The sequence below is a fragment of the uncultured Sanguibacteroides sp. genome (assembly GCF_900543425.1).
Classification (GTDB): Bacteria; Bacteroidota; Bacteroidia; order Bacteroidales; family Marinifilaceae; genus Gabonibacter.
On record NZ_UQRQ01000004.1, the window covers coordinates 168,893 to 191,117 of the forward strand.

At 42.3% G+C, this 22,225-nt stretch carries 12 protein-coding genes and 2 riboswitches; of the genes, 2 read left to right on the forward strand and 10 right to left on the reverse strand.

Annotated features, from left to right (window positions below):
- Nucleotides 1-122 precede the first annotated feature (122 nt).
- On the forward strand, nucleotides 123-1,427 hold the full coding sequence (locus tag QZR76_RS03535; RefSeq protein ID WP_294140444.1) for a cobyrinate a,c-diamide synthase: 1,305 nt from the start codon (nucleotides 123-125) through the stop codon (nucleotides 1,425-1,427).
- 88 nt (nucleotides 1,428-1,515) lie between these two features.
- On the opposite strand, the gene QZR76_RS03540 is transcribed toward QZR76_RS03535, so the two are convergent.
- The 10 genes from QZR76_RS03540 to QZR76_RS03585 all read right to left on the reverse strand — a co-directional run bounded on the left by QZR76_RS03540 (nucleotide 1,516) and on the right by QZR76_RS03585 (nucleotide 18,967).
- Nucleotides 1,516-1,971 carry a hypothetical protein gene (locus QZR76_RS03540; protein ID WP_294140446.1) on the reverse strand — a complete coding sequence of 152 codons (456 nt, stop codon included), beginning with the start codon at nucleotides 1,969-1,971 and terminating at the stop codon, nucleotides 1,516-1,518.
- A gap of 176 nt (nucleotides 1,972-2,147) precedes the next feature.
- Nucleotides 2,148-5,366: a hypothetical protein gene (locus tag QZR76_RS03545; protein ID WP_294140448.1), complete on the reverse strand. Its 3,219-nt coding sequence runs from the start codon at nucleotides 5,364-5,366 to the stop codon at nucleotides 2,148-2,150.
- Nucleotides 5,367-5,487: 121 nt separating this feature from the next.
- A complete protein-coding gene (locus QZR76_RS03550; protein WP_294140450.1) occupies nucleotides 5,488-8,736 on the reverse strand; it encodes a hypothetical protein in 3,249 nt (1,082 codons plus the stop codon).
- A 419-nt stretch (nucleotides 8,737-9,155) separates the two neighbouring features.
- Nucleotides 9,156-12,428: a hypothetical protein gene (locus tag QZR76_RS03555; protein ID WP_294140452.1), complete on the reverse strand. Its 3,273-nt coding sequence runs from the start codon at nucleotides 12,426-12,428 to the stop codon at nucleotides 9,156-9,158.
- 289 nt (nucleotides 12,429-12,717) lie between these two features.
- The gene (gene cbiB, locus QZR76_RS03560) at nucleotides 12,718-13,662 is read right to left on the reverse strand and encodes an adenosylcobinamide-phosphate synthase CbiB (RefSeq protein ID WP_294140454.1); all 945 of its coding nucleotides are present in this window, start codon (nucleotides 13,660-13,662) and stop codon (nucleotides 12,718-12,720) included.
- A gap of 11 nt (nucleotides 13,663-13,673) precedes the next feature.
- Nucleotides 13,674-14,741 carry a threonine-phosphate decarboxylase gene (locus QZR76_RS03565; protein ID WP_294140456.1) on the reverse strand — a complete coding sequence of 356 codons (1,068 nt, stop codon included), beginning with the start codon at nucleotides 14,739-14,741 and terminating at the stop codon, nucleotides 13,674-13,676.
- Nucleotides 14,738-16,219, reverse strand: coding sequence for a cobyric acid synthase (locus tag QZR76_RS03570; protein ID WP_294140458.1), 1,482 nt, complete (start codon nucleotides 16,217-16,219; stop codon nucleotides 14,738-14,740). Before QZR76_RS03570 ends, QZR76_RS03565 begins: the two co-directional genes overlap by 4 nt.
- A 105-nt stretch (nucleotides 16,220-16,324) precedes the next feature.
- Nucleotides 16,325-16,894 (reverse strand): cob(I)yrinic acid a,c-diamide adenosyltransferase, encoded by a 570-nt coding sequence (locus QZR76_RS03575; protein WP_294140460.1) that lies wholly within the window; start codon nucleotides 16,892-16,894, stop codon nucleotides 16,325-16,327.
- Nucleotides 16,895-16,920: 26 nt separating this feature from the next.
- Complete coding sequence (locus QZR76_RS03580) at nucleotides 16,921-17,439, reverse strand: histidine phosphatase family protein (RefSeq protein ID WP_103646157.1); 519 nt, start codon at nucleotides 17,437-17,439, stop codon at nucleotides 16,921-16,923.
- A gap of 55 nt (nucleotides 17,440-17,494) precedes the next feature.
- Nucleotides 17,495-18,967 (reverse strand): PepSY domain-containing protein, encoded by a 1,473-nt coding sequence (locus tag QZR76_RS03585; RefSeq protein WP_294140462.1) that lies wholly within the window; start codon nucleotides 18,965-18,967, stop codon nucleotides 17,495-17,497.
- A 165-nt stretch (nucleotides 18,968-19,132) separates the two neighbouring features.
- A riboswitch (cobalamin riboswitch) is annotated at nucleotides 19,133-19,351 on the reverse strand.
- Between the two features lie 84 nt (nucleotides 19,352-19,435).
- Nucleotides 19,436-19,633, forward strand: a riboswitch (cobalamin riboswitch).
- 104 nt (nucleotides 19,634-19,737) lie between these two features.
- Between QZR76_RS03585 and QZR76_RS03590 the strand changes: the two genes are divergently transcribed.
- Nucleotides 19,738-22,116 (forward strand): TonB-dependent receptor, encoded by a 2,379-nt coding sequence (locus QZR76_RS03590; protein WP_294140464.1) that lies wholly within the window; start codon nucleotides 19,738-19,740, stop codon nucleotides 22,114-22,116.
- The last annotated feature ends 109 nt before the right edge of the window (nucleotides 22,117-22,225 follow it).

Consider the following 22,225-nt stretch of genomic DNA (forward strand, 5'->3'; position numbering starts at 1 on the left):
TAAAGAGTTATCCTTGCGGTGGGGATGGTTTTTATTAAAAATAGCCCATTGTACCCGTCCCTGTGTGCTATTTTAATTTAAATCGTCAATTATCATTATATTTGTCTCCAAATTCGGATCAAATGCAGAAATCACAATTTCTAATCGGAGCGGCTTCTTCGGGAAGCGGGAAAACTACTTTTACGATCGGTTTATTACGGGCCTTGAAGAATCGAGGTCTTAACATACAACCTTTTAAATGCGGACCGGATTATATCGACACGAAATATCATGCTATTGCAGCAGGGGAAGAATCGGTGAATCTGGATACTTTTATGGCTACCGAAAAGCATGTACGAGAAGTATACGCCCGTTACGGCGAACATTCGGATGTGTGTGTGACGGAAGGGGTGATGGGTTTATTTGACGGCTATGACGGAATGAGTGGGAGTAGTGCGGAGATTGCCGCTTTGTTGGATATTCCTGTGATATTGTTGTTGAACGCCCAATCCACGGCTTATTCTGTAGCTCCTGTCCTGTATGGTTTTAAGCATTTTTATCCGAAGTTACAGGTTGCCGGAGTCGTTTTTAATTTTGTCGGTTCTGCTATGCATTACTCTTATTTGCAACAAGCGTGCGAGGATGTCGGTATTGAAGCTTGGGGATACATCCCGAAGCAAAAAGATTTCGAGATTCCTTCCCGGCATTTGGGATTAACTCTTGATGACGCCGTTGATTTCAATGCTTTTGCCGACCGGATAGCGAGGAGTGTCGTGCAGACAGTAGATATCGATCGTTTGTTGGAGTTGACCCAAAGGGCCTTTGAACCGATTGTTGTTAACAAAAATACGGAAAATAAGAGGTTAAAGATTGCCGTTGCCAGAGATAATGCTTTTAATTTCACTTACCGGGAAAATATCGAGGTTTTAAAACGGATGGGAGAAGTTATTTTTTTCAGTCCTTTACGGGATCGGGAATTGCCCTTGTCTGATTTTGTTTATCTGCCCGGTGGGTATCCCGAGTATTACTTAGCCGAATTGGCAGCCAATCGGGAAATGTTGAAATCGATCCGAGATTACGGGGAGGATGGGGGAAAACTTTTTGCCGAATGCGGAGGGATGATGTATCTTTGTAATTCTATTTCGGATCCGAACGGAAATGTATTCCCTATGGTGGGACTTTTAAAACAAAAGGCGACCATGGAGAAGATGGGATTGAAACTGGGGTATCGACAGATTGAAATCGGTAAAGATATTTTTCGGGGACATGAATTTCATTATTCCCGGGTTTTGCCAGAAGATCGCATCATCCCTACAATTGGAAAGACATATAGTGCTAAGGGACGGGAAACGGACACGCCGATTTATCATGATAAACACATACTGGCTTCCTATATCCATTTCTATTGGGATGAGGATACGTTTCGGGCTTTGTATTCGATTATTTGATTCCTTTGTTTTATGTTATGATTGAAAATTAGAAGTGATTCCATTTTGTTTTGAATAATGCTATGATCATAAAATGGAATCGTTATGGCTATAAGTTCTTTTCTCTAACGATTCTCTTTTTTCCGTCGAGGATGATTTCAATACTTTTTAATGATTTTATGGAAGTAGTATAATTTTCTATTTTACCGTTTGGGAGTTTGTATTCGACAATCAACCGAAATTCTCCTTTCCTCGGAATATAATATTTCCGGAAAACACTAATGACATCATTGTATTCTTCGTGAATAAAAGTACTCCATGTCGTGGCTGTTTTTTCCTGAATATGGATTCGGATAATCTCTTTCTTTTGTTTGTCCGTTTGAGAAAAACGAATACAAAACGGGAGGGGCGTGTTTTCTTCTGAACGTATGGAATCTTTTAACGAGTAAACGGAATCGATCCGAGTGATATGGTAATATGACGTTTTCTGGGCAAAAGCAGCAGGAATGAATCCCCAGCATAGGATGCAGAATAAAATACTTTTTAGAATGGAATTTGTTTTCATAGGAGATATTGTAAGGTCATTATTCTCATCGTTCTAAATTAAAAATATGTGGTTTGCTCCCACGTCTTATAATAAAATACGTTAAAGATAGGAAAGTATTACCGTATTTTAAAAATTAACATGATAATACCCACCTGAAATGAAATTTCAAGTGGGTATTATCGTAAATTGGAGAATCATCGGTTTGTTTTCACCCATTTCACGGCATCGGCCACCACCAGTTGGGCGTATGTACGTTCATCTTGGATGAGATCTACTCCCCGGTCGTCCAACATCACACGGGATTCTCCTTTCGGTAGGGTGAATGTGCCTAATGATACCCAAGAAGGATCTCCTTTTTGAACTTCCAGAATGATTTCCTCTTTTCCTTCCGGGGTATAGACAGTATAGTAGTTTTTCATCCCCGGATAATCGGTTGTAAATATGTATTTACCCCCCAGAGTATAGTGAGGTCGATGGATAAATATCTCGTATTTTCCTGCTTCCGGGAGGTCGGCTATCCATTCGGCCTTGAACTTTCCCGTGCCGGATTTTTTGGTGAAAGCACTACGAATATATTCGCCGTAAAAATCCTTTAATAAGAAAGGAAGATTCCATCCGTTTTCTTTCGTATTACCGCAGAGGAAGTATTCATAATCGTATCCATCATCGTCCTCTTTTTTGATCAAATCGGCCAATCGTTTCCGATTGTTTGTCGAATCGATCAAATGGAAGTTTTCGTCCTCGTTGTCGACGATGATCTCTCCCGGGGGATAGAATTGAGTTTTCTCGATCAGGGTGACCCCTGCTTTGGGTACGGGCCCCGATAAGGGAGATCCTCCGGAATTGAACGGGATGTTTTTCGGTAAATTTCCCGAAAAGTTCGTGGTCAATATCAAGGAATGTCCTGTGTCTTCATGAACGATAATTCGTTTACATTCCCCGGGTTTAATCACGTAACTCCGGCAATTATCGGTTGTCTCGTTTCCACTTTGAGTCCAACCACACGTAATGATAGAAACGATACCGTCCGTTTCGCTGAAATTGCCTACCTTGAAATCGATAATCTGCATCTCCTTAGTTGTTTTATAGGACATATCTTTTATCGCTAATAAGGGTAGCTGGTGACCCGTGTACCACTCGTCCATGTAAGCCTTGATGTCCTGCCCGAAGCGCTGTTCGAATTCTCCGATAAACGAGTCGAAGTTAACTTCCCGGAAACGAGCATGGGCGTTAAATTCCTGTATAAACCGGCTTAGGGAGTCCCAGGTGGTAATTGTCGTGAGATAGCTCAGTAAATGAGAAACTTTTAAAGTAATGGCAATGCTCTGTTCCATGCTATATTCTTCCGTGATGATGCCTTTTAATCCTTTTTCCGCTATACGATTTAGTATTTTCGGACTCATTATATGATATGATGCAATTCCCATCGGTTTTATCATTTGTTTGAATATCAGTTCTATACCCTGATACGTGTCGGAGGTGAAACTATTGTTGTAATCCGAGAAAATGCGATCTATTCTTCTCGCTCTCAAGTAATAGGGCATCTTTTTGTACAGCAGATCTTCCTGTATGGACATGTCATCGGGAAGAACACGAGGAAAAGCAAAGGATTGATCCATCGTACAGAATCGCTCCTTAAAAAGTGCTATTTCCGGTTGAATATTATCGTTAAACGAATATGCCTCTATAAAGGATGAAGGTATTTCGATCAGTTTAAAATATTGAAAGGGGTAAGGATTGGGTTTGCCCTCCTCGATTATATTTTTGCATTGACGAATTATTTCCGTTAACTTTTTTTCCCGGTCCGGGTTATCTTTTTTCAGGACTTCCCATTCATCGAAATATTTCAGGTAGAAATCATTTCCCGGGTAAGTATAAAACTCAATAGCAACAGAATCGACCGTAATCGCCCTTTTCTCGTAATTTCCGATACAAAGGGTTAGCCCGGTCAGGTTTTGTAAATTATGGAACGTGACGTCATCTCCTTTTCTCGTTGGTTCTCCTTGCGATAAAACGGTCATTTCACCCGGGTTTTTAACACGAAGGGTGTAATCCGTGAAATTAGTCTCTTGGGATGCCTGCAACTCGACCGGGGGAACCGCTGTCGGGTACCACATTACTTGCGGTATGAGTAACGTGAATTTACCCGAGACAAAAGCCGAGCGTTTGCCATAATTTTCTCTGGGTGAAGTCCAAATGAGGGGGGAATAGAAATTATCGTCATCAATATTTACCTGGTAAATATCCTCGTCGATATTTCCCTCGTATTCTATCTCCAGTTCGGTATTTTCCCCGGGAGTCAAGGAACGTTCGATGACAATTACTTGTCGATCCCTGTGAAAGGGAAGGTTCTGCCCGTCGGATTCCATTTTATTGATCTTTAACCCCGGGTTTAAAAAGAGCAGAAGCTGATCTATTGTTACTTTTTTCTGGTTTTGGACCTTCATCCGGCTTGTTGCCGAGAATTTATTTCCCTTGGATTGGTATGTGATATCGTGAGTGAGTACTCGAGCCTTGGGCTGCTCATCGTATTTTACAAAGGCAGCACGGTATTCAATTCTATTTTTTAAGCGGGTTTTATATTTTTCAACATAGATATACCCGAGGTTTAAGGAGAATACTAAAAACAGGGAGGCGGGAACGATAAAATAATGCTTTCGACCGGGGATACCGGGTAGTCTCTTCGTGAGGAGAGCGGCGAAATAGAGGAAGCTGATTCCCAATAACAGGAAAACGCCTCGCTGGAGCAGGTAATTCTCGAGATGCATGAATCCGACTATGTTGGAAAAAGAGTCAGACAATAAACTACCCCGGAAATCTAATATCCCGTGAAGAGGTGTTGTCAGGTAACGGTAGGCAAAATAGATGAAGGCTGTTAGAATGAACCAACTGATAAGAGAGTATTTGACCAACTTGTTCACGAGCAAGGATAGCCCGGTGATAAAAACAAGCGTGGGTAACGTGTGCGTGAGGAGATAAAAAAGATATACCCAGAGATTAACAGGGGAGTGCGGTATTAATATATTGATAAACACGGAAATAATCATGAAAATGACATCTATTGCCAGAAACGGGATCAGAATACCTAAGAATTCCCCGAGAAAGGATTGCCCGTTACCGATAGGTCGTGCGGAAAGCACCTCCCGGGTTTCGGCTTTTTTCCGCTTTCTTTGGGTATCACAGGTAATAAAAATGACAATTAGTGATTGAAACAGGCTTAAAAAGTAAACCCCGCGTAAAGGAATGGAGGATGCAAAGACAACATCGCACCACTCGACCTGATGAATATCCCACGGTATCAAAATACCCGATGTATATCCCAGTACTCCTAAAATAAAGAGGTAAAATAACCAGTTTCTTTTTACCAGCTTGCTTTCGTAAGAGATGGAAGTTTGTAATGTGATTCTTTCCATGATTTTAGGTTTTATGTATGACAAAAGTATAAAGTATTCGTTTCTCTAATAGAATATAGATTGACGATTAATTCTTTTATAATCGTCAATCTGAAAATCTATGAATCGCAGAAACTCTGATTTACTTTTCCTTTACCCATTTGACAGCATCGGCTACCACTAATTGAACAAATGTACTACGGAATTTTTCAACTGGGATGGGCGCCACTCCCCGGTCGTCCTGGACGACACGGGATTCTCCTGCCGGTAGGGTGAACGTGCCTAATGATACCCAGGTTTCTTCTTCCGGTAAGAAGGATGAACTGAAAGTCCAAGAATCTCCTTCTGGAACTTCTAAGATAATTTCCTTTTTTCCCTCTGGAGTATAGACGGTATAGTAGTTCTTCATTCCCGGGTAATCGGTTGTAAATTGCTTCGCTCCATATATGACAAGATGAGGTCGATAGATAAATATCTCGTATTTTCCGGCTTCCGGGAGGTCTGCCGTCCATTCGGCCTTGAGCATTCCCGTACCGGCTTCTTTTACAAAAGCGCTACGGATATGATTACCGTACAATTCCTGTGATAAAAAAGGATTCCACGTGTTAGCTTTGAAAGCATGTGATTCAACGTATTCCCGATCGTCCTCTTTTTTGATCAGATCGGCTAATCGTTTTCGGTTGTTGGCCGAATCGATCAACTGGAAGTTCCCCTTCTCGTTGTCAACGATAATCTCCCTCGGGGAATAGAATTGAGTTCTCTCAATCGGGGTGACTCCTTCTTTTGGTGCGGGACCCGATAAAGGAGATTCACTGTTATCGAATGAAATGTCTTTCGGTAAATTACCCGAAAAGTTGGTGGTCAATTTTAAATGATGTTCGATGTTTTCATGGATGACGATTCGTTTGCATTCGCCGGGTTCGATCAGGTAACTTCGGCAGTATCCGGTTATTGAACCGTAATCATCACTTGCAAGGATTGAAACAATACCGTCCGTTTCGCTGAAATTGCCCACCTCGAAATCGATGATTTGCGTCTCTTCTGTTGTTTTACGGGATATATCTTTTATCACTAACGTCGGGATCTGGCGAGTCGTGTACCACTCGTCCATGTAAGCCTTGATATCCTGCCCGAAACGCTGTTCGAAATCCTCGATAAACGAGTCGAAGTTAATTTCCTGAAAATGGGCACGCTCGTTAAATTCCCGTGTGAACCGGCTTAAGGAATCCCAGGTGGTGATTGTCGAGAGATAGCCTAATAAATGCGAAACTTTATAAAAAATGATGGAGCTTTGTTCCCTGCTGTATCCTTCCGCAATAATTCCGTTTAATCCTTTTTCTGCAAAATGATTTAATATTTTAGGACTCATTTCATATCCAGGGTCTTTTAGATTCATTATTTGTTTGAATATTAGTTCTATCCCCTGGTACGTGTCGGACATGATACTATTGTTGTAATTCGAGAAAATGTTACTTACTCTTATCATACTAAAAAAGGCGGGTATTTTGCGGTACAGAATAAATTCCTCTACGCTCTCGTCCTGATTAGGATCTGCAGAAATAGTACCGGGATGTCCGGATTGTACTCTGCATAATCGTTCCCAGAAAAGTGCTATTTCCGGTTGAATGTTATCGCTAAACGAAGTGGTGGCCCGAAAATACGAGGAGGAAGGAACCTCGATCAGTTTAAAATATTTAAAGGGGTAAGGGTTGGGAGTACGATATTCGATTTCATCTTTACATCGATTAAATATTTCCGTTAAGTTTTTCTCCCGGTTCGGGTTATCTTTTTTCAGTGGTTCCCATTCATCGAAATATTTCATGTAGAAACTATTTCCCGGGTAAGTATAAAACTCGACGGTAAGAGAATCGACGGTGACTGCTCTTTTCTCGTAATTCCCGATACAGAGGGTTAAGCCGGTCAGGTTTTGTACATTATGGAACGTGACGTTATCTCCTTCTCTCGTCGGTTCTCCTTGCGATAAAACGGTCATCTCGCCCGGGTTTTTAACGTGGAGGGTGTAATCCGTGAAATTAGTCTCCTTGGATGCCTGTAACTCGACCGGAGGAACCGCTATCGGGTACCACATTAATTGCGGTAGAAGTAAGGTGTATTTACCCGAGACAAAAGCCGTGCGGTTGCCATAGTTTTCACCGTCTGACTTAGTGCGGGGAGAAAAGAATGTGTCGTCAGGGATGTTTACTTGATAAATATCCTCGTCGATAGTTCCCTTGTACTCTATCTTCAACTCTATATTTTCCCCGGGAGTCAAGGGACGCTCGATAACGATTACCTGTTGATCCCTGTGAAAGGGAAGGTTTTGTCCGCCGGATTCGATCTTGTCGATCTTTAATCCCGGGTTTAAAAAGAGCAGAAGCTGCTCCATTTTTACTTTTTTCTGGTTTTGAATCCTCATTCGGCTTGTTGCCGAGAATTTATTTCCCTCGGGTTGATAGGTGATATCGTGCTCGAGCACGCGTGCCTTGGGGTGTTCATCGTATTTCACAAAGGTTTCGCGATACCCGATCCTGTTTTTCAGGCGGGTTTGAAATTTTGCAACGTAAGTGACTCCGAGTACCAGGGCAAATACTAAAAATAGGGAGGCGGGAATGATAAAACAATGTTTTCGGCCGGGGATACCGGGTTGTCTCTTCGTGAAGAGAGCGGCGAAATAGAGGAAGCTGATTCCCAATAATAGGAAAACGCCTCGATGGAGCAGGTAGTCCGAAAGGTGCATGAATCCAACCATACTGGAAAAAGAGTTCGGCAACGAACTACCCTGGAAATCTAATATTCCGTGAAGAGGTGTTGTCAGGTAAGTGTACGCGAAATAGAGAAAAGCTACCAGAATAATCCAACTGATAAAAAGATGTTTGACCAACCTGTTTACAAGCAAAGATAGCCCGATGATAAAAACAAGCGTGGGTAACACGTGCGTGAGGAGATAAAAAAGATTTACCCATAAGTTTACGGGGGAGTCTGGTATTAATGTGTTGATTATCATTAAAATAATTATGAAAATGATATCTATTGTCAGAAACGGGATAAGAATGCCTAAAAATTCCCCGAGAAAGGATTGCCCGTTGCCGATGGGTCTTACAGAAAGCACTTCCCGGGTTTCGGCTTTTTTTCGTTTCCTTTGGATATCACAGGTGATGAAGGTGACGAATACCGATTGAAACAGGTTCAGAAAGTAAATTCCATATAAAGGAAAGGAGGATGCAAATACAAATTTTTCCCAGTTGATATACTTGTCAAGTCCGTAATAATCCCATAGGATAACACCTAATGTATATGCCAATATTCCAAAGATGAAGAGGTAAAATAACCAACTTCTTTTTACCAACTTGCTCTCGTAAGATATAGCTGTTTTTAGATTTGCCATTTCCATAATTGCAGTTTTTTTTGTGATTTATTTTTAGTACGAACCAAAGATATAAATAAAAAATAGTATTAAGCAATATATGATACTGTTAAAAATAGAAAGATTTCTCGGGTATAAAAATCTCGGAAGAGGATAAGGGGTACCAATTTTCGTATATTTTATTTGTATAGAATGGCTTAGCCTTCAAAAATGGACTATCTGTTCTATAAGGTCTCTAAATTCCATAAAGTCAAAAGAATCCTTTTTTAATCACGGAATCACCTAATTACTGAATCCCTTAATTGTCAATTTAAAACGAATGCCATTCCCTTTTCGACTGTAGGATTGTGTTACGGGGAATGGCAATTTCAACGAGTGGAATATTTCTTGCTTGTATAAGTTGAAAATCTTCTTGGGTTTAGTAGAGTAGTATTAAGTTTTTATACTTATTTACGTTGTACCCATTTGACTGCATCGGCAGTCACGAGCTGAATAAATGAATAACGACGATATCTCTCTGATGTCATAGGATGATTTACTCCCCGGTCGTCCAACACGATGCGGGATTCTCCGGCCGGCAGGGTAAATTTGCCCAACGATACCCAGGCTTCTTCTTCCGTCAAGAATTCTGGGCTCAATGTGAAATCTCCTTCTGGAACTTCGAAGATAATTTCCTCTTTTCCTTTTGGAGTGTAGACGGTATAGTAACTTTTCATTCCCGGGTAATCGGTTGCATATACCTTGCTTCCATACGTGACAATATGAGGCCGATAGATAAATATCTCGTATTTTCCAGCTTCCGGAAGGTTGGCAGTCCATTCGGCCTTGAATTGGCCGGTACCGACTTCTTTTACAAAAGCGCTACGGATACGTTCGCCGTATAGTTCTGTTGCTAATAAAGGATTCCACGCATCAGCTTTAAGGTTTTGCGAGTTGACGTATTCTTGATCGCCCTCGTTTTTGATCAGATCGGTTAATCGTTTTCGGTTGTTTGCGGAATCGATCAACTGGAAATTCTCGTCCTCGTTGTCAACGATGATCTCTCCCGGTGGATAGAATTCATTTCTATCGATCGGTGAGACTCCTTCTTTCGGTGCGGGACCTGACAAAGGAAACTCTCCCGGTCGGAATAAAATGTTTTCATTCGGTATATTGCCCGAAAAATTGGTAGTCAATTCTAAACGATATTCGACGTTTTCATGAATGACGATTCGTTTATATTCTCCGGGTTTGATCAGGTAATTTCGGCAGTATCCGGTTATTGAACCGTACATATTGGTTATAAGGAGTGAAACGATACCGTCCGTTTCACTGATATTGCCCACCTTGAAATCGATGATCCGTGTCTTCTCCGTTGTTTTATGGGAGAGGTCTTTTATCAATAACAGAGGTATCTGGCGACTCGTGTACCATTCGTCCATGTAAGGTTTGATGTTCTGCCCGAAACGCTGCTCGAATTCCTCGATGAACGAGTCGAAGTTGGTTTCTTGAAAACGGGTACGCTCGTTAAATTCATGCATAAAACGGTTTAAGGAGTCCCAGGTGGTGATTGTCGAGAGATAGCCTAATAAATGCGAAACTTTTAAAGGAATGATGGCGCTTTGTTGCCTGCTATGCCCTTCTGCGATAATTCCTTTCAGTCCTTTTTCCGCAAAATGATTTAGCATTTTCGGGTTCACTTCATTTTCAGGCTCTTTCGGGTTTATCATATGTTTGAATATCAATTCTATACCCTGGTACGAATCGGACGTGAGGCTACTATTGTAATTCAAGAAAATGTTTTTTATTCCTATCCTACCAAGAAAAGCGGGCATTTGGCGGTACAGGATGTGTTCCTCCACGCTCTCGTCTTGATTAGGATCTCCGGAAAGAATACCGGGATGGCTTGATAGGTCTCCGCATAATCGTTCCCTGAAAAGTGCCATTTCCGGTTGAATGTTATCGCTAAACGAATTGTTATCGCTAAACGAAGTTTTGTTGGTCCAAAAATAGAAGGAGGAAGGAACCTCGATCAGTTTAAAATATTTAAAGGGGTAGGGAATGGGAGTATTGTATTCGATCTCATTTTTACATTTATAAAATATCTCTTTTAAATTTTTCTCCCGGTCCGGGTTATCTTTTTTCAAGGCTTCCCATTCATCGAAATATTTCATATAGAAACTATTTCCCGGATAAGTGTAAAACTCGACGGTAAGGGAATCGACGGTGACCGCCCTTTTCTCGTAATTGCCGATACAGAGGGTTAACCCGGTCAGGTTTTGCAAATTGTTGAACGTGACGTTATCTCCCTCTTTCGTCGGTTCGCCTTGAGATAAAACGGCCATCTTTCCCGGGTTTTTGACATGGAGGGTATAATCCGTGAAGTCGGTCTCCTTGGATGCCTGTAACTCGACAGGGGGAACCGCTGTCGGATACCACATCAATTGCGGCAGAAGCAAGGTGTATTTATCCGATACAAAAGCCGTGCGTTTGCCGTAGTTTTCACCCTTCCTCCAATTGTGGGGAGAGAAGAATTTGTTGTCGGGGATGTTTACCTGGTAAATATCCTCGTCGATCGTTCCCCCGTACGTGATCTCTATCTCGATATTTTCCCCGGGAGCCAAGGAACGCTCGATAACGATTACCTGTTGATCCCTGTGAAAGGGAAGGTTTTGTCCCCCGGATTCGATCTTGTCGATCTTTAATCCCGGGTTTAAAAAAAGCAGAAGCTGCTCCATTGTTGTTTTTTTCCGGTTTTGGACCTTCATCCGGCTTGTTGCCGAGAATTTATTTCCCCCGGGTCGATAGGTGATATCGTGCTCGCTCACGCGTGCCTTGGGGTATTCATCGTATTTCACGAAGGTTTCGCGATACCCGATCCTGTTTTTCAAGCGGCTTTGGAAGTTGGTAACATATATAACGCCGAGCCCCACGGCAAGTACGAAACACAAGAAAGCCGGAATGGTTAAATAACGTTTTTTACCGGGGGTACCGGGTTGTCTTTTCGTGAAGGGAACGGCAAAATAGAGCAGGCTTATTCCCAATAACAGGATAGCGCCTCGCTGGAGCAGGTAATTCTCTATATATATGAACCCGACTAAGGTGGAAAAAGAGTTCGGAAGCGAACTTCCCCGGAAATCGAATATCCCGTGAAGTGGTGTTGTCAGGTAAGTGTACGCGAAATAGAGAAAAGCTACCAGAATAACCCAACTGATAAAAAGATGTTTGACCAACCTGTTTACAAGCAAAGATAGCCCGATGATAAAAACAAGCGAGGGCAACACGTAAGTGAGTAGATAAAAAAGATTTACCCACAAGCTAACGGGAGAATCCGGTATTAATATTCCCGTGGACATCAAGATAATTACAAAGATGGCATCTATCGTGAGGAACGGGATAAGAATACCCAAAAATTCCCCGAGAAAGGATTGACCGTTATCGATGGGCCGTGCTGAAAGCACTTCCCGGGTTTCGGCTTTTTTCCGCTTCCTATGGATGTCGCAGACGATAAAAGCGACAATTATCAATTGGAACAGGCTCAAAAAGTAATATCCGTATAAAGGAAAGGAAGACGCAAATATAAATTTATGCCATGGAATATATTCATACTCAATGATGTCCATGAGGGTGTCACCTAATATATACCCTAATGTCCCGAAGACAAAGAGGTAAAATAACCAGTTTCTTTTTACTAACTTGCTCTCGTAAGTTATAGCTGTTTTTAGAGCTGTCATTTCCATGATTGCAGTTTTTTTGTAATTTATTTTTAGTACAAGCCAAAGATATAAATAAAAAATAGTATTTAGCAATATATAGTATTGTTAAAAAAGGAAGATTTCTCGGGTATAAAAATTTCGGAAGAGGATAAGGAATATTAATTTTCGAATATTTTATTTGTATGGAATGACTTAAGCATTCAAAAATGGATTATTTTCCGGAAATGAAAAGCAGTATAGGGAGAAATTTATTTTTTCTATATATTGTAAATAACAGAAGCGAAAAGGCTTTTGCCGTATTTCTAATCGGGAATCATACCGTATATACGAATAGGATGTAAAAGATAGAGATTATCAAGAGTGTAAAGAGACAAACTTTTTGGTTGATTCGGGCAGCACGACGAAAGTCCGTGCGGGAGAGTTCCCGGTCGTTGGTCCCGATATATGGCTTATCGACAAGTATACCGTGGTAGATATTGGGACCTCCGAATCGACAGTCTAAACTTCCGGCCATGGCAGATTCCGGGTATCCGGAATTAGGGCTGGCGTGCTGTCGGGCATATTTCCGGATAAAAATGAAAATTCCTTTTCGGTAACCTGCAAGGGCAATGAGTAGGGCTGTCAGACGGGCGGGAAGATAGTTGGCAATGTCGTCAAGGCGGGCTGAACAACATCCGAAATCTTTGTATTTGGGATCTTTGTAACCGATCATCGAATCGAGAGTATTGATCATTTTATAAGCCATCATGGCCGGAAATCCGCCGAGAGCATAAAAGAAAAGCGGAGCGACCACTCCGTCACTCAGGTTTTCGGCCATAGTCTCCAGAACTGCCGTGTATATTTTTTGGGGGGGAAGTTGAGATGTATCTCGTCCAACAATCCAGGAGAGACGTTTGCGTCCGGCCTCTACTCCTTTTTTTTCCAACGTGTCTATGACCTCTCGTCCCTCTTGAATCAGGCTATGGTTAGCTAATCCGTAAAAGACAGAAACGGAAGCGACGATGTAATAGGCGATAGGAGAGATTTTCCAGGCCAAGATCGAAATTCCTATATCGATCCCCCATATAAAAAGCGGGAGGAGCAAAGCTACTAAACATCCCTTTGTTTTTCGATATCTTCCTCGATTCAAATGACGCTCGCACCAACCGATTAAGTTTCCGAAAGCCACGATGGGATGAGGGAGTTTACGGGGATCTCCGAAAAGCAGATCCAGGATATAACCGATGATCAAGGGAAGCAAAACGGGTAGAAGGGACATGGTTGAAAGATTTAATACGGTTTTATTTTGATTTGAGATCCTTCGTTGGTTCCAAGCTCTTGTAATGCTTTTATCAAAAGGTCGTTTTTAAAATCGGTCAGGGTATTTACCCGGAAGTAATGTTCGTTTAGTCCTCGGAAGTTGGAGGCATCCCGAATCAACAGTCCGTATTTTTCTATGAGGGTATGTTTTAAATCCGTTGAATTCCAGTCTGTTTCGACTAAGAAGAAAGAGGTTGCGGAGGGTTGTGGACGAAATCCCGGAATCTTTTGCAAGGCTGTCATGAATGTTTGTTTTCTATACAACAAATGTTGTGTATCGGGAAGTAATTTTTCTCCCTGCGTCAAGAGGTATTTTCCGACTTCAATGGCAAGAGCGTTTATACTCCAGGGTTGTTTGAACTTTTTGATACGGGAGATCAGTTGCTTGTTTCCTAACAGATAACCTAACCGGAGTCCCGGAATGGCAAAATTCTTGGTCATGGAGTGAATCACCAATAGATTCGGGTATTGTTCCAGCAAAGTTTCTGCCGGGCGGGCGGACGGGGCAAAATCTATGAAAGATTCATCCACCACAAGTGTCATTTGGGGATGACGCCGGAGTAAGTTCCGGATCTGGTCGAGTTCCCATATGCGTCCGTCCGGATTGTTCGGATTACAGATGAACATGAGTTCCGGTTCGGGGCAAACTTCTTCCATTTTTTCCGGGGTACTCTCCCATTCGGAGAAAAGGATAAAGGAGAGCCGGTGTTTGTATAACGAACAGGCATCTTCATATTCTGTGAAAGAGGGAATCGGCAAACAGGTCCTGACTCCTGCAAAAGCGTGAGCAATCAGGTAGAAAAGTTCAGTTGCTCCGTTACCTGCAATTACATTTTCGGATGAAATTCCATGATGTCGGGCGACAACTTCTACAAAAGACCCTGCGTCGGGCTCCGGATAATGGAGTACCTTATCCATTTGTTGCAAGATCACCGATTGTAACAGGTCGGTATTTGTTTCGTACCAAACGTTAGTAGAGAAATTCGCTTTGATCTCTCCGGTAATTTTGTATATATCATCACCATGTCCCTGTATCATCGTTCGTCTGTTTTTAAAGTGGAATAGATATAATCTAAATCGACGGCAGCTCTCACGTGATCGGCCAATAAATCGTATTGCCTGTTTTTATAAGCGGCATAATCGAATTCGGATGGAGCCATCGGGGTTAATCCTTTTGCTAATTCGTTTAAAACGATACTGTTGTCTAATATCCCGTGTAGATAACTTCCCCAACATTTATCGTTGAGAAGGTATCCGTCTTCTCGTCCGTCACTCAATTTATTTAAGGGCGATGCCGGAGAATCGTTCAGAAGGGTCGTTTCTCCCATGTGTATCTCGTAGCCTTCGCAAGTGTTTTCGTGTCCGTTGAATCGAAATTTGCACTGGCGGGTAATTTTTTCCGATTCCAGCACGGTGACCGTCGGAAAAATACTTAGTCCGGGAATAGCGTCAATCTCTCCTTCTATGTGGTATGGGTCTTCTATTCTGGCTCCTAACATTTGATATCCTCCGCATATTCCGATGATTTTTTTCCCCGATTTGTGGGCCTGAAGTATGGCGTCGGCGATTCCGTTCGAGCGAATATCCTGTAAGTCGGCTATGGTGTTTTTGGAACCCGGAAGGATAATGATGTCGGCCTTTTCGATTTCCCGGATATTATTCGTGTAATAGGCATGAAATCTTGGGTCTTGTTCCAGTACGTTGAAATCCGTGAAGTTGGACAATCGTTTCAGCAGGATAATCGCCACGTTGATTTTTCCTTCTGTTGCCCGGTTGTTTTTATTCTCGAGTGCCACGGAATCCTCTTCCTCTATATGGATGTTCCGGAAATAGGGAATAACTCCTACCACGGGAATATCGGTTAAATCGCGGATGATTTTTCGTCCTTCGTCAAAGAGAGAGACATCTCCCCTGAACTTATTGATAATAATGCCTTTTATCTGACGTTTCTCCTCTTCGCCGAGTAAGGCGATGGAACCGTATACCGAAGCAAATACGCCTCCCCGGTCGATGTCGGCCACAAGATAGGTTGCGGCTTCCGTGCGAACAGCCATACGCATATTGGTAATGTCCCGGTTCTTTAAATTTAGTTCGGATATGCTTCCCGCTCCTTCCAGCACGATGGGATTGTATTGACGGGATAGACGTTCATAAGCCGCGTAGGCCTGGTTGAAAAGTTCTGCTTTATTGTTAGCCAGGAAATAATCTTTGGCCGACATGTTGCCGATCGGTTTCCCGTTTAAGACCACCTGTGAACTTTGTTCGTTTGTCGGCTTTAGCAACACGGGATTCATATCACTTTGTGGTGGTATCATACAGGCTTCCGCCTGCACGGCTTGCGCTCGTCCGATCTCTAATCCATCCGGTGTGGAATAGGAGTTGAGAGACATGTTTTGAGCTTTAAACGGGGCCGGATGGTAGCCGTCTTGTTTAAAAATGCGGCAAAAAGCGGCATTCACGATGCTTTTTCCTGCATCGGAGCAGGTACCGACGAACATGATGGGTTTTAACCGCATAAATAGAAAATTTTAAATTTCACTTACCAACCTAATGCGTTGCAAATATAACGCAGAGCAAGTTTATTTTAGTGTTTATATTATGAATTTTTCAAATATTGTCGTCTAAGATTTTTTCTTGTATAGAAAGGATTGCCAACGTTCTTCTTCCGTTCCTTGTAAATCCATTTCATAGCGGGCCAGCGTGAAGAGAAGGTCCGACAAACGATTGATAAACCGTAGAATAACCGGAGTGATCTCCTCTTTTTTGTTTAACGTCCATAGTCGTCTTTCAGCTCGTCGGGCGATGGTTCTCGCCATATGGCAATGAGCGGAAATGAGGGTTCCTCCCGGGAGGATAAAATGTGTGGAGGGATGTTGAATCGCCGCTTGCCATCGGTCTATTTCCCGCTCGCAGAAAGTATCCAAATCTTCAGGAAGCGGATTCGGATTTTGAGGACGTAAAGCGATAGGCGTTGCCACGTGTGACATGACGACCATGAGGGATTTTTGAATGAAATAGAGCATCTCTTGCCACTCATGTCCTTCTCCGATTTGGGCACGGATAAGTCCGATATAGGAGTTCAATTCGTCTAAAGCTCCGTTCGCCTCGATACGGGGATCGTCCTTGTCAACTCGTTTTCCCCCGTGTATTCCTGTTTTTCCTTTATCTCCTCCTTTGGTGTATATTTTCATATTTATAGTATCAATGGGTTATGTGTTTATACAATCTGAAATGAAATGCAGGCCGTGTTTTCCATAATTGGCAATTCGGTCATCTCCATGGCTTCTTTGCCTTGAAGGTAAGTGACAATGGCCCGGTTAAAGGCTCCATGGCCCACGGCTACGATTCGCTTCCCCTCGTGATACGTCTTTAAATAACGAATAAAAGCGGCAGCCCGGTTAAACAATTCCTCCACGGATTCGACACTATCCGGCAGATCGGCCCAATTTACATCGTCCAATTGCTGTCCCGTGTATACGCCCCAATCCATCTCCCGGAGCAAAGGGGTTGCTTCGGGTTCTAATCCGTGTAAGGAGGCTACAGCCCTGGCTGTCTCCCGGCTTCTTGCCAGATCGCTGCATATCACAGCATCTATTCGTTTATTTTTCAATTTTTCGGCTAACTCTTCTGCCTGTTTTATACCTAACGGAGAGAGTGTGCCAGGAAGTTGTCCTTGTAAAATATGTTGTTGATTCTCCAGCGTTTCCCCGTGACGGGTAAGAATGAGTTCTATCATAGTATCTCTTCTTTGATTCTTTCCCGCGAAGGTAATAAACAAATTTCAGTTTTCGTTACAGGAGTTTTTTTACCAATTTGATAATGTATTTTACGGATAAAACAATTCCGCTCAGGGAGACAAATGCACATCCCAGCAGAAGTCCCCACATAACAACGGTCCATAGAACGGGACGGTCTACCAGAAACTTAAAATCCAGACGGTGTAAACCCCGGAAAGCCCAACGTTTCCAACGTCCGTTTTTGTCGTAATGTTGCGGTTGGAAAGATTCCAGGTTATAATAGTAACAATCTTCAGTCTCATTATCCAGAGTTACTTTATAAACGGGTAAGGGTAAAGCCCTGCGACGCGAGATGTAATAGTTGTCGTATTCGTCCATTTTAACGATGGAGTAATGAACTGTATCTGCCGCCAGCTTCTCGACGGCGGCATAGATCATCTCTTCGGTAATCCGGAAAGGACGTATCGTATCGACGGAAGCATCCAGAATGATCTCTTCTTCCAACGTTCGTAATTTGTAGAGAGGTATTTCATAGTAGTTGCTCCAGGTGATCTCTTTTACCGGGCCATGTGTTTTTGAAACTTCGGCAACGGCTTTTCGGTAATCCAGGTTATATTTTTCGATAGGAGGAACCGTCGGAATAGGAGGAAGGCTTCTGAGAGAGGTTCCTCCTTTCTTCTTGCTGAAAAGGTTGGAAAAGACAGGAGATACCGGAGCCCATGCGCTGAATAACCATGTGCAGAGAAAAATTCCAAAAAAGAAACCGGTAATGTGATGCCAGCGGAACCATGGTTTTTTGTAAGGAGAACGAAGGAAGCCTTTCCGGCGGGTCAGCCAATAGGAACGAATGCCGAGGTACATTCCGCTGATACACATGATGAGGCTGAGCAAGCAACTCCAATACAAAAGAGCATCCCATTTTTGTATGTCCTGCCGGATGGAAGTAATGTATAACCAATGCGGAATGGCCCCGATCCAGGCCCAAAAACGTTGTTCCCGGGAAGAGAACTGTAAAATATTTCCGGTACGGGAAGAGATATAAAGCTGATAATGTTCCGGTCCGTCAAAATGAAATTTGTAGATGGGCAGGTCTTTTTTCAATTGCCCGAAAGGAATCCATACTTCCAATTTGTGAAGAGTATCTACTCCGGTAATCTTACGGTCAGGACACCAGTATTTAGCTCTTTGTTCACAAAGAGCGTAGATGGGAGAAGGAAGTATGTAATTACTATCTACATAAATATCATTCACATCGCGCCATCTACCGTAATGAAAAACCGGTTCGCCGAAAGGATTGTTTAAATTTAAATTATTAGACAAGGCGTTTTTGGGTAGGCGCTGCCATATTTCGTTGATATCAGGCAGGCGGGAGGTATCCAGAGCCTCCTGGCGGGGAAGACGTTTATCAGGACCAACCCGGGGAAAAGAGTGATAAATCAATACTATACCGGAAATACACCATGAAAAGCATAGTATACAGAGCAGAAGCCCGAGAATTCGGTGAACGTGAATGAAAAACTTAATCATATCCTTTTAGTTTATAGTTATATAATATCCATTACCGCATGCCCGAAATTCAATGGAATTCTTATTGAATCGTTTGATAACGATGCAATGGAAGCTTGGCGGTAAAAAATCTTTCATTTTTGATGAAAAATATTTTCATAACGCAATCCTTAACCCCGAGCATATGCGTTAATAACTTATTTTGGTAGGTCTCCTGACTCGCCCCGGACAAATACCTTCCCATCCCTCGTTTAACGGAACAGTGGTGTAAGAATTTATCCGTATAATTCTTCTTTGCAGAAGAAACAGGCATCACAGTAGCGGGTACTGTACCGGATTCTGACCGGTTTCCCTCTTGTGTGTTAATTGGAATAATAACACAACACCAAAACGGTGCAAATGTACAATTTTTTTTGAAATGGTGTTATTTCTGGAAAAATATCGTAAAATAAAAAAGTGACGATGATGTTTGTAATATAAAAATTTATATTAAATTTGCGCCGTTTTGGTGTAATACCTCTTATCATGAGGTGAAACACAATAGGGAATCCGGTGTAAGTCCGGAACTGTACCCGCAGCTGTAAGTTCCTGTAAAAGAATTTTGTACTTCAATGTCACTGGTTGAAACCGGGAAGGCGGCAAAATTCGGAACAAGTCAGAAGACCTGCCAAAACATGTAAACCATAGCTTTCGGGAACAAAAGCGAGAGGAGTAAGATAAATTTATACCTTTTACTCACGTACCCCTTAATCTATGTTAATAATGCTTTATTCATTATTAATATATATATTATGAGAAAAGTTGTTGTACTAACATTACTGTTATTGGTGTGTGTCGGCTCTCTTTTAGCCGAAGATAAAGACAAAAGGAAAAAAAGGAGTATCACGGATTCGATTTTTAATATCGAAGAAGCGACAGTCTTGGGAAAAAAGAAAAGAATGGAATTAATGGGACTAAATGTACCATTGAGGTTTGTTCCGTTGAATGTATCTCTATTATCTGCGAAAGTGCTTGAACGAAAAGGAATTACCGAGTGGGTGGATGCCGTTCGTTTTTTACCTGGTGTTCGGCTGGGGGATCAGGGTGGTTTATGGAAACGTTTTTACGTCGGAGGGTCCAATATGCCTGCCGTTTTAATGGTAGACGGTATTCGGGATGATAGGCAGAGCATCAATACCTTTCCGTTGGGGGATCTTGCTTCGGCGGAATCTATCGAGGTACTTCGCGGGCCTGCGGCCATTCTTGCCGGCTATGGAGCTATGGGAGGTGTTATTAATATCGTGCGCAAGAAAGCTTCTCCTGAATTTGCGGCAGATGCCCGTTTCAGCTATGGAAGATGGGATGTAAAAAAAGTAAATTTAGGTTTTGGCGGTAAGTTGATCGGACCGGTAGAGTACATGGCCAATTTGCATTACGCTACTTTTGGGGGGTGGCGTCGTATGTCTCCTCAGCGTTTATCCGGAATGGCAGCTTTGGGAGCAACATTGGGCAAGAGTAGAGTGGATGTTACCTTTGGTTTTGAAGACGACCATTATACGGTCGAGTTGGGGGCCGCTCCTTATATGCCGGGCGATATGGTGGATATTAATACCGATAAACTGGTTATGCATAAGGGCGATCGTCATCCGACGGCCGATTTTGGACAGGTTTATAATGATTTTGCCAATGATTCGCATAGCCGGAAAGGATATAATATTAAACTTGATTATGTTTATACTTTCACGAATGGTTTGAAGTTAAAAGAAGTTTTTGCTTTTGATCACAGTTATCACCGGACCTCCGGAGCGGGAAGCCTTTCTTACAAGAGTGCAAAAACTCCCTTTGACGGGGCAGATTATAAATACTATACGGAGAAGAACGGGGTTCGGGAAGCAACTTATGTGGATATAGATTCTTTGCGTCGTTTCGGGGCAAGCGGATTTTTTCCGCGTCACGATACCTATAATAACACCTTGGAGTTAACCGGAGATGCAGATGTTGCTTCTACAAAACACCATTATGCCATCGGTTGGAACTGGTCGTTATTTGACATGCGTCAATATTGCGGTTGGGACGAAGGAGATACTTATGGGCCGGGAGCCGACGTAATGTTGTCCGTGAAAAATCCGGAACTTGTACAGGGGTATTGGATACAGAATGTTTCTTCTCTCTATTTGAGAAAATGGAATACAAACGGTATCTATTTCCGGGATGTGTTTGAATTGAACGATAAATGGAAATTTATGGCTTCCGGGCGTATGGATTTCTATAAAAGGAGAATGATGGCTAACTTCCCGACGATCGACGGAAAATCATTCGATTACGATAAAAAAGATATGGGAGAATGGACGAATTTTCATACTTCTGCCTTTACTTGGCATGTGGGAGCTGTTTATTTTCCCAGACCTGAATTATCGGTTTATATTGCCCACGGGTCAGCTTTTACCCCGAATACGACGACTTATCGTGTGAATAATATCTATTTGGATAAAAACGGAAATTCAATTAATCCGGATAAGGAAGGGGATCAAATTTTTAAACCTGAACGGGATTACTCTTTTGAGACAGGGGTTCGTTATACTTTTAATGAATGGTTGGATGCAAACGTGAATTTCTCATACGTGCGCCGTGCGAATATGGTCACGAACGTGGGAACTCGCGAGGTAGAAGAAGAGCAAGGAGATGGATCTGTGGAGGTGACCAAGATGACGGTTAATGCACAGGTCGGTAGAGCCGATATGAAGACGTTGGATATTGATGTTACGGCCCGGGTTTTACCTACTCTTTCTTTGAGAGGCGCTTTGTGCTTGTCGGATTATCGAGTACGCTCCATTCGGGAAAGTAGCGCTTTTCCTGAGTATAAGCAGACAGGGAAAAACATGCGGACGACAGGAGTACCCCGGACCACCTTCTATGCGTTTGCCGATTATACCGTTCCGACAGGGATATTGAAGGCTTTGTCCTTCCATTTGAGTGGAAATTTCCGGGACAAGATTTTCCGGGATGTAGCTTCTCGACTTTATTATCCCTCTCTATGGTTAATGGATGGTGGTGTTTTTTACACGATAAAGAATCATATTACATTAGCATGTAATGTAAATAATATCTTTGATAAAGAGTATTTTGAATCGTCCAGTCCGGTACAAGGTACTCCGAGAAATTATCAACTTTCTGTATTTTATAAGTTTTAAATAGAATTTTGTCGTTTTTTGAGAGTTCATGGTGTAGATTAAATACCATGAACTCTCAATTTTTTTCACTATTCTTTTGTATTTCATTAAAAAACAGAGAAATTTGTCG

Excerpts from the sequence above, each read along its gene's own strand:
- QZR76_RS03540 (WP_294140446.1), bottom strand. The coding sequence starts at position 1,971 with ATGAAAACAAATTCCATTCTAAAAAGTATTTTATTCTGCATCCTATGC.
- QZR76_RS03555 (WP_294140452.1), bottom strand. The coding sequence starts at position 12,428 with ATGGAAATGACAGCTCTAAAAACAGCTATAACTTACGAGAGCAAGTTA.
- QZR76_RS03590 (WP_294140464.1), top strand. The coding sequence starts at position 19,738 with ATGAGAAAAGTTGTTGTACTAACATTACTGTTATTGGTGTGTGTCGGC.
- QZR76_RS03585 (WP_294140462.1), bottom strand. The coding sequence starts at position 18,967 with ATGATTAAGTTTTTCATTCACGTTCACCGAATTCTCGGGCTTCTGCTC.
- cbiB (WP_294140454.1), bottom strand. The coding sequence starts at position 13,662 with ATGTCCCTTCTACCCGTTTTGCTTCCCTTGATCATCGGTTATATCCTG.
- QZR76_RS03570 (WP_294140458.1), bottom strand. The coding sequence starts at position 16,219 with ATGCGGTTAAAACCCATCATGTTCGTCGGTACCTGCTCCGATGCAGGA.
- QZR76_RS03550 (WP_294140450.1), bottom strand. The coding sequence starts at position 8,736 with ATGGAAATGGCAAATCTAAAAACAGCTATATCTTACGAGAGCAAGTTG.
- QZR76_RS03580 (WP_103646157.1), bottom strand. The coding sequence starts at position 17,439 with ATGATAGAACTCATTCTTACCCGTCACGGGGAAACGCTGGAGAATCAA.
- QZR76_RS03575 (WP_294140460.1), bottom strand. The coding sequence starts at position 16,894 with ATGAAAATATACACCAAAGGAGGAGATAAAGGAAAAACAGGAATACAC.
- QZR76_RS03535 (WP_294140444.1), top strand. The coding sequence starts at position 123 with ATGCAGAAATCACAATTTCTAATCGGAGCGGCTTCTTCGGGAAGCGGG.
- QZR76_RS03565 (WP_294140456.1), bottom strand. The coding sequence starts at position 14,741 with ATGATACAGGGACATGGTGATGATATATACAAAATTACCGGAGAGATC.
- QZR76_RS03545 (WP_294140448.1), bottom strand. The coding sequence starts at position 5,366 with ATGGAAAGAATCACATTACAAACTTCCATCTCTTACGAAAGCAAGCTG.